A 15,486-nucleotide genomic window follows, 5' to 3' on the forward strand; every position below is an offset into this window, starting at 1 on the left:
AAACCCGTTTTAATACTTTTCGAAATCAGCAGCAGACATGGGTCGGTCCGATTTATAAATGTCATGGAGCAGAAGCCTTCATGCTTCATGATGAATTTTTTTCTAAAAAAAGATTACTAGATTACCTTATCCGGCAGCATATTTGTTATATTTAAAGCAGCTGTTAGTTCAACGAGTTATGTACACCAAATATCATTGGGTGGTGAACATGGATGCAATCTGGAGATCAAAAGTATATTTCAGACGAGGTGCTGCCTGTTTTGGAGGCCGTGGCCAATCGGATGATTCCGGAAGACACATGGCCATCGGCAGCCGATGGAGGGGTCTTGGAATATCTGAACCGTCACGCAGGCGAGGATCGCGCAACCTGGTTGGATTTGATCGTACCGGGACTTCGCGCAATGGACGCAAATGCAAGCGCTTTATATCTTCAGCCATTTACGAAGCTTTCGGAGAACAAGCAGGACGAATTGTTACGTGACTTGGAGCATGATCGTTTGCGTGATTTTCCCGTTTCGCAGAAGCTTTTTTTCACCACTCTATTGAGCTTGGTTGTTGAAGGTTACTATGGAAGTCCGGATGCTGGAGGGAACCGCGAGGGTACATCGTGGAGCATGATCGGTTTTCGGCCTGGCCCCGTCTCCGGTCCCCATGAGCCTGTCATGGAAACCGATCTGCAGCAGCAGAACTTCAATCAACTCCGTGACCGGTACGATGCTATCATTGTGGGGGCAGGTGCGGGAGGCTCGGTAGCGGCGGCGGTACTGGCCGAATCCGGGCTTCAAGTGCTTGTCGTCGAGCGCGGGAGCTGGCTGCAATACAATGAAATAGGCCGCGATCATGCGCGCAATCATCGCTTTAGCAAATACGGTCATAACACAGGACCGGCGTTGGAAGGCCATCCTCGCACGATTCTTCTGGCCAACGGAGACGAGCGGATTACAGCACCATTTGAAGGAGACTATCATAATAACGCGATGACGGTGGGCGGAGGTACACGCATTTACGGGGCGCAAGCGTGGCGATTTCATTCGGATGACTTTCGTATGGCTACTCGTTATGGGATTCCGGAAGGCAGCTCACTCAGTGATTGGCCGATCAGCTACGATGAACTCGAACCTTATTATGAACGGGCGGAGTGGGAGGTCGGCGTTTCTGGTGACGGCAGCGCTCACCCTGGACGCGGGAACCGGCGGCTCCCTTATCCAATGCCGGCGATACCGAGGACACTGGAAGCAGAGCGCTTGGCTCAAGCGGCGGCAAAATTGGGATGGGATGCGGGACCTGTTCCTCTTCTCATCAACTCGGTCGAACGTAACGGCCGTCCAGCCTGTGGACGATGCGGCCAATGTGTCGGATTTGCTTGTCCGACCGATAGCAAGAACGGCGGTCACAATACCATGCTGTTGAGGGCCATCGAATCCGGCAACTGTGACCTCCTATGCGACACCATGGTGGAGTACATCGACACCGAATCAGGGAAGCACGCCACCGGGGTTCGCCTGGTGACGGAGGTGTCCGGCACAATCCGGCGTAGACAAGTGCACGCAGAGCACGTGGTGATTGCAGCCGGAGCTATCGAAAGCGCGCGCCTGCTCCTCCATTCTGCAAGCGATGCAGAACCATACGGAATAGGCAATCGAAACTGCCAAGTAGGAAGAAACCTTCAGGGGCACGTCTATACCGGTGCCTATGGTCTCTTCGATGATCCGGTTCAGGACGGTCTCGGGCCTGGAGTGAGCATTGCTACCTGCCGCTTCGCACATGGTAACGGCGGCGGGATTATCGGCGGCGGGATGCTTGCCAACGAGTTCACGCGGCTGCCGCTTATTCACTGGAATCGTGCGCTTGAGCCGGATGCCGCTCGCTGGGGAATGGCAGGCAAAGAAATCATGCGCGAGAGCTACTTGCGCACTAGCCATGTTCAGGGGCCGATCCAGGATATCCCGACCCCCGAGTCCCGAGTGCGGCTCTCCCCGACGGTCAAAGACCGTTTCGGAATCCCCGTGGCCCAGCTGTCGGGAAAGGTGCATCCCGAATCCCTTCGAGCTGCAGCCATGCTAGGGGAGCAAGCGGAGACCTGGCTCTGGGCTGCAGGGGCACGCCGGGTTTGGCGAACTCGGCCGGGCGGCGGACTCAGCGGCGGGCAGCATCAAGCAGGGACACTGCGCATGGGCAGCGACCCTTCAACCTCCGTCACCGACCCTTATGGCCGTGTACACGGATACGATAATCTCTGGGTAAGCGACGGCTCCGTGCATGTGACCAATGGCGGGGTTAACCCGGTGCTGACTATTCTTTCCTTGGCTTTCCGCACGGCAGAAAACCTGGTGAAACAAGCTTAGCGAGAACAAATCTATCTGCTTTTTGTGACTATAATGCAGCACAGCCCTGATGCGTCAGTCGTGATTAGCTTTTATAAACAAATCCCGAGTCTAGCCTTCAACAAGCACCGCTTGATCGGAGGCTTTTTGTTGCCGGATCACTTCCTCATCCATCCGCCATCTCTCGCCGGTATCCGGATGAAAATACAGCGCATGCGACATATCCGCGTACAAAACAATAGGCTCGTCCTCTCGCGGCATATGCTCCGGTAAGGTTCTGGCGACCAGCATCCGGCTTTGCCCGATGTCGATGTGCAAATACCGGTCGGCTCCCATCAGCTCGCTGAATTGATAAGTGCCCGGGATGGCCTGCACCGCTGAACTCCGCTCCGCTCCCTTTTGTGAAGCCGGGCTGAAAATGAGATGCTCGGGACGCAGCCCGATTTGGACAAGACGGTGGCCTTGGCGATGATGCTGGAGCATACGCGCCTGCACTTCGGGAATGCTCCATGCGAATCGGGATGTATGAAACGTCAGCGAGCCGTCCGGTGCCGTTTCCAATCGGCCCTCGATGAAATTCATCGGAGGGGAACCGATGAAGCTGGCTACGAACCGGTTGTTCGGCAGAGCATAGATGTTCTCCGGTGTGTCCGCCTGCTGGATCACCCCGTCCTTCATTACGACGATCCGATCCCCCATCGTCATCGCCTCAACTTGATCGTGAGTCACATAAATGGTGGTCACCTTCAACTGTTTATGAATTCGTAAAATCTCGCTTCGCATCTGCACGCGCAGCTTCGCATCGAGATTGGACAGCGGCTCGTCCATCAGGAACACTTTGGGCTCCCGGACCATAGCCCGTCCCAGCGCTGTCCGCTGCCTTTGCCCGCCGGAGAGCATTCTCGGCTTGCGGTTCAAGTACGGCTCCAGCTCCAGAGCCTGGGCCGCCTTCTTCACCATGAGCTCGATGGCATGCTTAGGCTGCTTGCGAAGTCGAAGCGCAAAGGCAATATTCTCGAATACGGTCATATTCGGGTACAACGCGTAATTTTGAAACACCATCGCCATATCCCTGTCCTTGGGCTGAAGATCGTTGATCAGCCTGTCTCCGACATACAATTCGCCCTCCGTAATATCCTCCAGCCCGGCGATCATTCTTAGTGTGGTCGATTTGCCGCAGCCGGAAGGACCGACCAGCACGAGGAATTCCCCTTCCTTTATGTCCAAATGGAAATCGTTAACGATAGTTTGCTTGCTTTTGCCATACCGCTTGTATATATGATGCAGTCTTACTCCTGCCAACATTCCTGCCTCCCCTTCGTCTGCTCTGGCTGATGCCGCGACGCGCAATTTCAATACATCCCTATATGGTAATGGAAAAAGAGAATTCCTTCATCAAATTCCAGTTAAAGGTTTTGTAAAGACGAAAAAGAGCACAGCCGCCGGAGCCGTGCTCTTGCTTATTAACGGGATTCCTTTGCCCCGCCTCGGGCGGAGCGAAGAGTCATCAGCCAGTACAGCAGGCCGGCAGCGCTGACGGAGGCTCCGAGCAGGCAGACTCCCTTCCAGCCGGCGTAGGCGTACATACCGGTCGATGCGATCGAACCGGCGGCGCTGCCGATCGAATAGAAGATCATATAGCCTCCGGTAAGACGGCTGCGGGCTTCCGGGCGAACGGCATAGATCATGCTCTGGTTGGTAACATGGACGGCTTGGACGGCCAGATCCAGGATCACAACTCCCAAAGCCAATACAACCAGCGACTGGACGGCATACTGGATCAGCAGCCATGATCCCAGAAGCAAAGCCAACGATATGCCGGTTGTCCATTGGCCCAGCCCCCGATCCGCCAGCCGTCCAGCCCGGACAGCCGCCATCGCTCCCGCTACCCCGGCAAGCCCGAAAGCCCCGATAGCGGTATGCGATAAGGACAAAGGAGGAGCACTGAGAGGCAGCACCAACGAACTCCAGAAGATGCTGAATACGGAAAAAATAAAAAAAGCCAGCACAGCTCTTATGCGCAAAACCCGCTCCTGCATGAATAACATTACTACCGAGAGGATCAGCTGCGGGTAAGGGACTGACGTTTTCTCCTGTGTATCGCTGGGCATGACGCGATACAAAACCACTGCAGCCGCAAGTGTCAACGCGGCGGAAACGAGATATACCGAGCGCCAGCCGGCAAGATCCGTCAATGTCCCAGCGACCGTCCGGGCAAGCAGGATACCAATGACGACCCCGCTCGTCACCAGGCCGACGGTACGTCCTCGCTCGCTTGGAGCCGCCGAAGCGGCTGCAAACGCCACGATGGTTTGCGTCACGACGGCCAACAGCCCGACGCAGGCCAAAGCTGCAAACAACGCGATACGATTCGTCGCCGTGCCGACCGCTACCAGAGCCAGCACAGATAGCAGCATTTGCCCGGGAATCAGCCGCCGTCTGTTCCATAGATCCCCGAGCGGTACAAGCAACAGCAGTCCGGATGCGTAGCACAGCTGCGTTACGGTAATAACCGCTCCGAGGGAGGATGGAGCGATGCCGAATTCATCCGCGAGCGTATCGAGCAGCGGATGCGCATAATAAATATTCGCGACAGCAAGGCCGCAGGCGACGGCGAACAGCAAAGCTGTTGAACGCGGTATGGACGCAGCTGCTGCTTGATCAGGCGCATGCGATGCTGCTTTTGCTTGGAGAGCCGCGGGTTCGCTGATGCTTATTTCATCAGCGGCCGCATCCGTCTCCCTCGAATGACTCGCGCTCCATAAATCAGTGGCATCGCGTTTACCATGTGCGCCTCCTGCCCTTGGTGTACCCTCCGCACCTTCTGTACAATTGACATTCATTGCCTTTCCTGCCGGAGCTGTTTTCAAATCCTCCTTCATCGACACACCTCCATTTTCACTAAAGATCATTTTGTACCGTTCGGTACTTAAAGATTGAATTCATAGTACTCCTACTCACGAATAACTGTCAAGAGAACATCAAGTACCGAATTTCAGATTATGGATCGGAAACTCTCTGTTGCGGATAAACGACAAGCTATCGCAACCAATACCAATTTGACAAACGGAAGGAAGCATTTTATATTTATTTTATACCGATCGATATGAAAAGGGGACTGTTATGGTCAGACAGCGGGAATTTGATAAAGAGACTGCTTTGGCTGCGGCAATGGAGCAATTTTGGGAGAAAGGCTACGAAGCGACTTCGTTGAGCGATTTGACAAGCAGAATGGGGATCCAGCGCCCCAGCTTGTACGCAGCCTTCGGGGATAAAAGAGAGCTGTTCGAAGCGGCGCTGCGAGCCTATACGCATCGACACACTTCCTCGATACGGACCAAGCTGCACAACCGGCCGTCCGCAAAGGAAGCCATTCGCGGCGTGTTTGAAGATATCGTATCGGAAGGATACGGTAAGGACGGAGACAATCAAGGCAGTCGCGGATGCTTCTGCATCAATACCATGGTGGAGCTTGCGCCCCATGACGTGAAGTTCGAGGTGCTCACGAGAGAGCATCAGATGTATTTAAGCGCTTTGTTCCAGGAAACCATCGAGCGCGGAGTCCGCTCAGGCGAGCTGGAGCCGGCTGCGAATGCCAAAGCATTGGCGCAAACGCTGGTCGTCTCGTTAATCGGGCTTACCGTCATGCTGAAATCCCAGCCGGACCGGACCTTCGTTGCAAACACTATAGAAACGACGCTGAGTTTGCTTAAGTAATCTCCCTTTTAGCACAAAAATAAAGCCATCGCCTCCTTCGACTTCGACTTCGACTGCGACTGCGACTGAGACCGCGACCGTGACATTCATGGCCAGCTGCCAAGTGCACTAGCAGACCGCTCACTCCTGAGCTGAGAGCAAAAAAAGGCATCCATCCCGCAAAGGATAGATGCCTTTCCATTTTCATCAAGAATCCAGGACGGGACTCGCTTTCTCCACCTGTACCCGTCCGGAAAAAAAGGTCGCCCCGCCTCCCATATCCGCTACCCGGTCCGGCGTAAGCGCGTTGACCAGCCGTTTGCTGCCCGGAGCATCGGCCCAGAGCCCTTGGCTGACAACGACGCCCGGAAGCACATCCTCGCCGACCGAAGCGATCAGCTCGCATTCGCCGCGCCCGTTCCATACCCGCACGCAATCTCCGGTGCGGATTCCGAGAGGCGAAGCATCCGCCGTATTCATATGCAGCTTCGGCGACTTTTCCATACGAACATGCTTCTCGTTGTTCGAAAACGTAGAGTTTAAGAAATTGTGATTCGGCGCCGGAATGAACAAGAACGGCAATGCCTCGTCCTCGCACAATGGAGTGTACGTCGGAAGCGGAGGAAACCCTTTTCTCTCCATCGTCTTGGAGTACAGCTCGATCTTCCCGCTCGGCGTGCGCAATTTCCCGGGAAACAGCGGCTTGACGTCGGCTTTCATAAACTGCTTCTCCGTCAGCGCTTCATACGTGATTCCCGCAATATTCGGGTTGGCCGGATAGCTCAAGGCCTGCCGGATCAAGTCCTCCTCCGTATCCCGCAGCGCCTGCTCCTCATACCCCATCGCTTGCGCAAGCAGACGGAACACCTCCACATTGGACTTGCTCTCTCCGTACGGCTCTATGACCGGCTCCTGAATCTGCACATAATGATGCCAGTATGAACGGTAAAAATCCGTGTTCTCGAACGAAGACGTGGCAGGCAGCACGATGTCGGCGTATAGCGCCGTTTCGGTCAGGAACAGGTCGTGAACGACGGTGAACAAATCGTCCCGCTCCAGCCCGCGCCGGACTTTGTTGGCCTCAGGGGCAACCACCGCAGGATTGGAGTTGTACACGTACAGCGAACGGACCGGCGGCTCCAGCTCCAGAAGAGCGCTGCCGAGCAGGTTCATATTGATACGGCGCGTGCTCTTCGGCAGCAAATCCGGCCGCTGAAGCGCAGCCGCGTTATGGTCAAGCGCCGAGCCGTTGCCCTTGATGGCGCCGCCGCCTTTGACGAGCCATTGGCCGGTCAGCGCCGGAAGACAGGAAATCGTCCGGATGCACATGCCTCCGTTATCGTGATGCTGCGGTCCGTTGCCGATCCGGATAAAGGACGGAGAAGTCTGCCCATACAGCCGGGCCAGCTTCACGATGTCTTCCGCCGGTACTCCCGTAATCGCGGATACCGTGGCAGGGTCGTACTGCTTCACATGCCGGCGAAGCTCCTCGTGTCCGACGGTGTACTCGCGCAGGAACGCTTCGTCCGCCATTTGCTCCGCGAACAGAATATGCATGATGCCTAGAGCCAGCGCCGCATCCGTGCCGGGCAAGATCGGAATGAACCAGTCCGCCCAGCGGCCGGTCTGATTTTTGTGCACGTCGATGACGACGATTTGCGCGCCGTTCTTACGGGCCTTCTCGGCCAGCACCACCTGGTGCATATTCGTGCTGACCGTGTTGATCCCCCACATGATGAACAGCTTCGCATGAACCGTATCCTCCGGATCGGTTCCGACGCTCGAACCCATCGTATAGTGGTAGCCTTCCGTCCCCGCCGCCTGGCATATTGTGTACAGCAGACGGCTCGCGCCCATCCGGTGGAAAAAGCGCCGGTCCATCCCTTCGGTGCCGATGCGGCCCATATTTCCGTAGAAGCTGTACGGGAGAATCGCCTCCGCGCCCTCTTCTTCTATGACCTGCTTCCAACGGGATGTAATCGTATCGATCGCTTCGTCCCAGGTGATGCGCTCGAAGCGGTTTTCGCCTTTTGCCCCAACGCGCTTGAGCGGATATTGAAGCCGCTTCGGATCGTAAATGCGCTCCGCCATATTGCGGACCTTGTTGCAGATGGCGCCTTGGGTAACCGGATGCGCCGGGTCTCCTTCTATTTTGACAATGCGGCCGTCCACTTTGTGAACAAGCAAACCGCATTGATCCGGGCAATCCAGAGAACATACGGATGGAAATACGCCTGTCGGGCGGTCGATGGCAGAACTCATGATGCAGCCCCTTTCCGTTGCGATAATGAAAAGCAATTCAAAACTCCTATCTATCAGTTTAAGCAGAAAAAGGCCGAATAGTAAAGCAGGCCGCCTTGCCGTCTTTACTCAGAAGGATTTTTACCGTCTCCGCTTAAAAATAAATAGACCGCCCTCCCCTACCTGAGAAGAAACGGTCTATTTCTGTTATCATCCCAAAAAGCTACTGAGCCAACGTCCGCAGCTTCAACTCCGGCTCCGGATCGGGGTCTTTGTTCATATTGGCATGGATGTAGAACATGACTAGCGCCGCGAGGGATGCGAGCGTCCCCAGGAAAAACACGGAACCGATCCCCCACAGATCGAAAGCATGGCCGAACATAAGCGGTCCGATCATTCTGCCGACATTCGCGAAGCCCCCGGCCAGCCCCATATAGAAAGGCGCGTGGACTCCGGTTCTCTCCGAGAAGAAGGTCGGTATGGCGGGCAGCAGCATCATTTCCCCCAGCGTAGCCAAAATCATCCCGATAACGAGATACACATACAGCTCGTGGAAAAATAAAATAAACGAAAACGCCGACACCGAGAACAATGCACTCACCAGCATTTGCCGTACGATCGTTTGCGCGAACCTTCTCTTAATCCATCCCGTCAAAGGCTGGCCGAACAAAATAACAAGCCCGTTGACCGTCCAGAGCAGGCTGTAAAATTTCAGATCCATTCCCTGCTCTTCAATATACGGGGCGACCCCGGTCGACCACTGGGTGAACGACAGCCAGAAGAACAGCGAGCCGATCGAAAGAAACAGGTACAGCTTCACATTGCGAAGCAGCTGGGATCGGTCCAGGTGAACAGGTGCCATGCCTTTGCCGGCTTTGTCCGCTAGACCCGCCTTGTTCTCGTCCCCATCCGTATGCCCCTCCCCGGAGTCTTCCGCAGCAGAAACGGCCCGCTCTTTCATGAAAAAGAACAGAAACACAGCGAACAGCAGCGTCGTCGTGCCCGTAAGCATATACGTCAGCGAGAACGAGATCGAAGCGAGAAGCCCCCCGACCATGGCGCCGATGGATAAGCCGAAGTTGTTGCAGACGTACATGACGTTGTACAGCCTCCGCCGGTGCTCTTTCCAGCGGAATCCGACATAAGCGTTCATCGAAGGCATCGAGATGCCGTTCGTGAAGCCGAGCAGACAGACGAGCGCAATGTAGAGCGGCCAGCTGTCGGTTCCGGCGATGGCGAACAAGCAGAGCGAAGAGACGGCGAAGGATCCGGAAATCATCGCCTTCGGGCCGATGCGGTAATACAAGTTGCCGCCGGCGAACTCTCCCAATACGCTGCACAGCGCTTGGTACAGGACGATCAGCCCCGCTTCCCCGTACGACTTGCCCATTACGTTATGGACATACAGCGTCGTGAGCGGCCACATGACCGCTTTGCCCGTAGCATTGACGAAGCTGGCCATTAAGAAAAACAAAGCATCCCTAGGGAGGCTTTTGAATAAAGACATCATCGATGCCGGTATTTGTCTCCAACTCATCGCATTCCCACCATTATCTTCATAAAATAAATCGCCGCCGCAAGACGATGAGCGAAGTCACGCTCCTCTTCGCGTCATGCGCTGATTTTTTTCGGATCCATAGCATCCCTTATGCCGTCACCGATGAAATTGATCGACAGCACCGAAACAATAATGATCAAGCCCGGAGGAATCCAAAGCCATGGCTGGCTTGTCAGTGCCGTGATCGATTGGGCCGCATTCAGCATGTTCCCCCAGCTGGCGGTAGGAGGCTGAACTCCCATTCCGAGGAAGCTTAAGGAAGACTCGGATAAAATCGCTGCAGCCGCTCCGAACGTCGCATTCACAAGAATCGGACCCAATGCGTTCGGTAAAATATGGCCGAAAATAAGCCTGGGCGTGCTGAAGCCTAGCGTAATGCCCGCCTTAACGAATTCCGTTTGCCGTAACGTTAGCACGCTCCCCCGGACCAGTCTCGCTACCGGAGGCCAGCCGAGCAAAGCCAATACTATTATAATATTCGATAACCCCGTGCCAAGTACAGTCACCAAAACAAGTATAACCATTAGCGTAGGAAACGACATGACGACATCGATGACCCTGTTGATCACCATATCGATCCAGCCGCCCATATACCCTGCGACGGCTCCGATCACCGTGCCGATGACGACATAAATGGCTACCGTCACTATGCCGACGGCCAACGATACGCGGGTGGCGTAGATCAGACGGCTAAGCACATCGCGCCCTACCTGATCCGTGCCAAGCCAATGCTCGGCGGAAGGCGCGGCCGAGAAGGCTTTGCCGATGGCATTCGGATTGTAGGGGGCGAGCAGCGGCGCGAAAATCCCCACCAGGATCAGCATAGCGAGCGCAGCCAGACCGACCACCGCCATTTTATGCTTCATAAATCGCCGGGCGATCAATTTGGCGTAGCTGTCGGAAACAAACGGAGGCGTGCGGCTGTTCAGAATAGAAGGCAGAGCTTCCGCTGCAGTCAATTCCTTTTGCATTTCCATTGAAGACATACGTGACTCCTCCCATCAACTTAATTGTATTTAATCCGCGGATCTACGACGGCATACATTACATCCGACCACAAATTGGCGCACAGCACCGTCAAAGCCGCCAGCATGTTAATCCCCATCAGCAGCGGAAAATCCCGTGATAATATAGCTTGAATCGTCAGCTGTCCCATCCCGTTCCATTGGAATATGCTCTCCGTAATGACGGCGCCTCCGATCAAAATCGGAATATCGAGTCCAGCTATTGTAATGACAGGGATGAGGGCATTCTTCAACGCATGCTTATTCACTACGAAAAATTCCTTGACCCCTTTCGCTCTCGCCGTACGCAGGTAGTCTTGGCCGAGCACTTCCATTACACTCGAGCGGACGTACCGTACCATTCCGCCGGCTATCGAGGTTCCCAGGGTGATCGTCGGGAGCACCAGATGAAGCACGGCATCCCCTATGCCCCCGTCTCCTCCTACCGTGCTCATTCCGCCGGTCGGAAGAATCCCGAGCTGAACGCCGAACACATAGATTAATCCGAGCCCGAGGAAAAAGCTGGGGATGGACACGCATAGAAACGAGTTTGCCGACATGAAATAATCGAATTTGGAGTTGGCTTTCACTGCACAGTAAACGCCTATAGGGATGGAGATCAAATAACCGAACACGATGGAAGTGCCCATCAGGAGGAGAGTGGCTCCCAACCGTTCCGATATCATCTGGACCACCGGCTGAAAGGAGCTGAAGGAGTGGCCCAGGTCGCCGTGGGCCAGATTGATCAGCCACTTCACGTACCGGATCATGAATGGGTCGTTCAGGCCGAGCGCTTCCCGGCGTATGGCCTTATCCGCCTCGGACACGTCGGGATTGACATACATATCTACAGGATCGCCCGGGGCCAGGTTGATGATGACAAAGTTCAGGAACGTAACGCCGAAGAGCACCGGAATGGCGATCAACAGACGCCGGATAACATAATTAAGCATACGCCGCCCCTCCCGTCCGAACCGCTATCTCTTCCCCCAGCGGAAAATGACAGGCGACGCGATGCTCGCCGCCCGATAGAGGAGGCTCCTGCTCTTTGCACTTCGGCTGCGCGACAGGACAGCGGGTATGGAATCTGCAGCCGGAAGGCGGTGCAGCCGGACTCGGGACATCGCCTTCGAGTACGATGCGGCGGGCGTTTCTCAGCGCCGGATTGGGCGCCGGGTAAGCATCCAGCAGCGCTCTAGTATAAGGATGCTTCGGCGCAGAGAAAATGCGCGCCTTCGGAGCGATTTCCACGATTTTACCCAGGTACATGACGGCAATCCGGTCGCTTACGTATTTCACGGCACCGAGTCCATGTCCGATGAACAAATAGGTCAGTCGGAATTGCTTTTGCAGCTCCTTCATCAAATTCAAGATTTGCGCCTGAATCGAGACGTCCAGCGCGGATACCGGCTCGTCGCATACGATAAGCTTCGGCCTTAATCCTACCGCACGGGCAATCCCGATGCGCTGGCGCTGTCCGCCGGAAAATTCATGCGGATATTTGCCCAAGCTTTGGGGCGACAGCCCGACCAGATCCATCAGCTCGCACGCTTGCCTGAGCGCTTCGGCCTCGCCCAGTCCGGACAGCGTCTTGAGCGGCTCCGTCAACAGCTCTACGATGCGCTTTCTCGGATTCAACGACGAATACGGATCCTGGAAAATCATCTGCAAATCCGAGCGAAGCCTGCGCATCTGGGGCATATTGAGCGGAGCGAGATCTGTCCCTTGAAACAGGACGCTTCCTTCGGACAGCTCCTCCAGCTTGATGATGCTCCGGCCCAGCGTCGATTTGCCGCACCCGGACTCTCCTACGAGTCCGACGGTTTCTCCGGGGTAGACGTCCAGATCGATGCCGTCCACCGCTTTGATATGGCCGACCGTTCGGGAGAACACGCCCCGCTTGATCGGGTAATATTTTTTGACGCCCCGCAATTGCAACAGAGGCTCTTGCCGAACTATTTCATCCTTTTCCGCTATGAGCATCGTCATCGCCTCCATCGGGTCTATTGTCTTCTCACGCAGGCTCGGCGCCTGCAAACCAGCATTTGACTTTGTGACCTATGCTGACCTCGCGGAGCGGCGGCATTTGCTTGCACTGCTCCGCCGCCAACGGGCATCGTTCCTGATAACGGCAGCCTGCAGGCATGTCGAGCAGGGAAGGAACCGCACCCGGTATGGACTGCAGTTCCTCTTCCTCCAGCTCGAGATGCGGGATGGATGCCATTAATCCGGCGGTATACGGATGCATCGGCCGCTCGAACAGCTCGAACACCTCGGCTTCCTCCACTACCTGCCCCGCATACATGACGATGATCCGGTCCGCCATTTCGGCTACAACCCCCAAATCGTGGGAGATCAAAATGATCGACGTATTGGACTCTTGGCGGATCCGTTTCATCAGCTCCAAAATCTGCGCTTGAATCGTTACGTCGAGCGCCGTCGTAGGCTCATCGGCAATCAGCAGCTTCGGCTTGCAGGCAAGCGCCATGGCGATCATAATACGCTGCTTCATGCCCCCGGATACCGTATGCGGATATTGGTGCATCACTTCCTCCGCTCTCGGGAAGCCGACCGCCTTCAGCAGTCCGACGGCATACGACCACGCCTCTTTGCTCCCGAGCTTGAGATGAATCCGTATCGACTCCGTAAGCTGGTTGCCGATCGTAAACACGGGATTGAGCGACGACATCGGGTCCTGGAAGATCATGGCGATGTCTTTGCCCCGCAATGCGCCGAGCTCTTGATCGGTCATGGCCGCCAGATCGCTGCCTTGAAACAGGATCGACCCGCTCTTGATATAGCCGTTGCGTCCCAGCAGTCTCAATATCGACAGGGAGGTGACGCTTTTGCCGCAGCCCGACTCTCCTACAATGCCGAGCGTCTCTCCCTGTCCGAGCGAGAAGCTGACATCGTCGACCGATGTCACTTCTCCGGCCTCCGTGCGAAACGCCGTTTGTAGTCTGTGCACTTCCAACAGAGTATTCATGGCCTCACCCCGGCTTCCCCGTATTATTTGCGGTACCACTGATTAACGTCATAATGCATTCCGTCCACTACGCCGCCTTTGCCTTCCACCGACTTGGAGATGGCAATCAGATTGTATTCGGAATAAACCGTGATCAACGGCACATCCTCTTGAATCGTATTTTGCAGCTCGGAATAAATGGCGAACCGTTTCGTCTTATCCGTCTCGTTCATACCCCGGTTGAACAAATCGTCGATGGTTTTGCTCTTGTACCGCATGTCGTTCAATGCGGCGGTGGAGCGGTAGATGTTGGCGGGCCCGTCGGGATCCATGATGCTGCCGAAGCTGCTTAGCGCCAAATCGAAGTCGCCTTTGACCAGTCGCGACACTGTCGTCGGGAAATCGAAATTCACCTGCTTTACCTTCAGCCCGATGGCTTGGAGGTTTTGTTGAATAATATTGCCTGCCATTTCCCGGGTTTTGTCCCCGGTCGGCACGATGAGCTCGATCGATTTATTCATATCGAAGCCCGCTTCCTTCAGCATTTGCTTCGCTTTTTCAGGATCGTACGCGTATTTCTTCACATTCTTGTCGTAATACGGGTGCGAGGTGGAGTAAGGGCCGTCCTGCAGCTCTCCGGCACCCGGCATCAGCTGGTCGACGATCATTTGGCGGTCAATGGCGTAGGCAAGCGCCTGCCGCACCTTCTTGTCAGGGAAGCGTTCCATGTTGATCTCGACCGAATTATAACGCCTTGTCTTCTCCTCCTCCGTCCGGAGGTTCGGGAACGACTTGACCGTTTTCCATTCGGACGCCGGAATGTTGCCGGTCCCTTGCGCCGCATTCATATCCAGCTCGCCGGACTGAAGCTGCGCGACCATGTTGGCGGCCGGCATAATTTTGACGAACACCTTGGCGATCTTGGGAGCGCCCCGGTAGTACGATTCATTCGCCGCCAGCTCGACGTACGACTTGTTCTCGTATTTGACGAATTTATAAGGGCCCGACGTCACGTTCGGATTGCGCCAAAACGGGTTCTGGTTCAGCTGGGAGGGATCGGTGCTTTCCAAAATATGCTTCGGTACGATCAGCAAGTCGCTGAACCGCTCATAGATCAAGTTCGGATCGACCGGCTTGGCGGTTTTGAGCTCCAAATGCTTGTCGTCGATAACCTTGATGGACGAAAGCTTCTCCGTCCCTGCCGGAAGCATCCCTTTCTCGTTTAATCCGTCGAGCGCGAATATCGCGGAACGCAGTGTCGTAATCGTCTTCGGATTGGCAATGAGGTTAATCGTAAATTCGACGTCGTGTGCCGTGATCGGCTTGCCGTCCGTCCAGCTGGCGTTTTCCTGGATGGCAATTTTGAACGTCTGGTTATCGTCGGTAGTGAACGATTCGGCCAGCGCCATTTTAAAATCCAACGGCCCGACCGTCTTGACCAATGAGTCGAAAAAGTATCTGTAAGTGAATACGGCTCCGCTCGATCCGCTGCCGTCAGCATCAATAGGATTGAACATCAACGGCGGATTCGTAATTCCAACCGTCAATTGGCTGCTCTTCGCAGCGGCTGCACCGTCAGGGGCCGCTTGTGCCCCCTGATTCGTGGAGGAGGGCTTGGTACAGCCTGCAAGCATCAATACGGCGAGCGAGATAAGTCCCCATGTCTTGTGTGTTTTCTTCATCGACTCATTCTCCTTT

The 15,486-nt window shown here is 55.3% G+C and carries 11 protein-coding genes; 2 read left to right on the top strand and 9 right to left on the bottom strand.

Features of this window, described 5'->3' with window-relative positions:
* Positions 1-212 precede the first annotated feature (212 nt).
* Positions 213-2,345, top strand: coding sequence for a GMC family oxidoreductase (locus tag ACFQ88_RS34215; protein WP_379461693.1), 2,133 nt, complete (start codon positions 213-215; stop codon positions 2,343-2,345).
* A gap of 90 nt (positions 2,346-2,435) precedes the next feature.
* On the opposite strand, the gene ACFQ88_RS34220 is transcribed toward ACFQ88_RS34215, so the two are convergent.
* Together ACFQ88_RS34220 and ACFQ88_RS34225 are read right to left on the bottom strand one after the other, a co-directional pair.
* Positions 2,436-3,626 carry an ABC transporter ATP-binding protein gene (locus ACFQ88_RS34220; protein WP_379461695.1) on the bottom strand — a complete coding sequence of 397 codons (1,191 nt, stop codon included), beginning with the start codon at positions 3,624-3,626 and terminating at the stop codon, positions 2,436-2,438.
* A gap of 161 nt (positions 3,627-3,787) precedes the next feature.
* Positions 3,788-5,206: an MFS transporter gene (locus ACFQ88_RS34225; protein WP_379461697.1), complete on the bottom strand. Its 1,419-nt coding sequence runs from the start codon at positions 5,204-5,206 to the stop codon at positions 3,788-3,790.
* A gap of 241 nt (positions 5,207-5,447) precedes the next feature.
* Between ACFQ88_RS34225 and ACFQ88_RS34230 the strand changes: the two genes are divergently transcribed.
* On the top strand, positions 5,448-6,041 hold the full coding sequence (locus tag ACFQ88_RS34230; protein WP_379461699.1) for a TetR/AcrR family transcriptional regulator: 594 nt from the start codon (positions 5,448-5,450) through the stop codon (positions 6,039-6,041).
* Positions 6,042-6,227: 186 nt separating this feature from the next.
* Here the strand turns inward: ACFQ88_RS34230 and ACFQ88_RS34235 are convergent, their stop codons facing one another.
* The 7 genes from ACFQ88_RS34235 to ACFQ88_RS34265 all read right to left on the bottom strand — a co-directional run bounded on the left by ACFQ88_RS34235 (position 6,228) and on the right by ACFQ88_RS34265 (position 15,470).
* A complete protein-coding gene (locus tag ACFQ88_RS34235) occupies positions 6,228-8,282 on the bottom strand; it encodes a molybdopterin-containing oxidoreductase family protein (RefSeq protein WP_379461701.1) in 2,055 nt (684 codons plus the stop codon).
* A 202-nt stretch (positions 8,283-8,484) separates the two neighbouring features.
* Complete coding sequence (locus ACFQ88_RS34240; protein ID WP_379461703.1) at positions 8,485-9,798, bottom strand: MFS transporter; 1,314 nt, start codon at positions 9,796-9,798, stop codon at positions 8,485-8,487.
* 74 nt (positions 9,799-9,872) lie between these two features.
* A complete protein-coding gene (opp4C, locus tag ACFQ88_RS34245; RefSeq protein WP_379461705.1) occupies positions 9,873-10,805 on the bottom strand; it encodes an oligopeptide ABC transporter permease in 933 nt (310 codons plus the stop codon).
* A gap of 20 nt (positions 10,806-10,825) precedes the next feature.
* The gene (locus ACFQ88_RS34250) at positions 10,826-11,776 is read right to left on the bottom strand and encodes an ABC transporter permease (RefSeq protein ID WP_239629907.1); all 951 of its coding nucleotides are present in this window, start codon (positions 11,774-11,776) and stop codon (positions 10,826-10,828) included.
* Complete coding sequence (locus ACFQ88_RS34255; protein ID WP_379461707.1) at positions 11,769-12,806, bottom strand: ABC transporter ATP-binding protein; 1,038 nt, start codon at positions 12,804-12,806, stop codon at positions 11,769-11,771. The genes ACFQ88_RS34250 and ACFQ88_RS34255 overlap by 8 nt, the downstream gene beginning before the upstream one ends.
* 31 nt (positions 12,807-12,837) lie before the next feature.
* Positions 12,838-13,809 carry an ABC transporter ATP-binding protein gene (locus ACFQ88_RS34260; protein ID WP_239629909.1) on the bottom strand — a complete coding sequence of 324 codons (972 nt, stop codon included), beginning with the start codon at positions 13,807-13,809 and terminating at the stop codon, positions 12,838-12,840.
* 23 nt (positions 13,810-13,832) lie between these two features.
* Entirely contained in the window at positions 13,833-15,470 is a 1,638-nt protein-coding gene (locus ACFQ88_RS34265; RefSeq protein ID WP_379461709.1) for an ABC transporter substrate-binding protein, read from the bottom strand.
* Between the last annotated feature and the right edge of the window lie 16 nt (positions 15,471-15,486).

The sequence above is a fragment of the Paenibacillus sp. NPDC056579 genome, assembly GCF_042793215.1.
Lineage (GTDB): Bacteria > Bacillota > Bacilli > Paenibacillales > NBRC-103111 > Paenibacillus_S.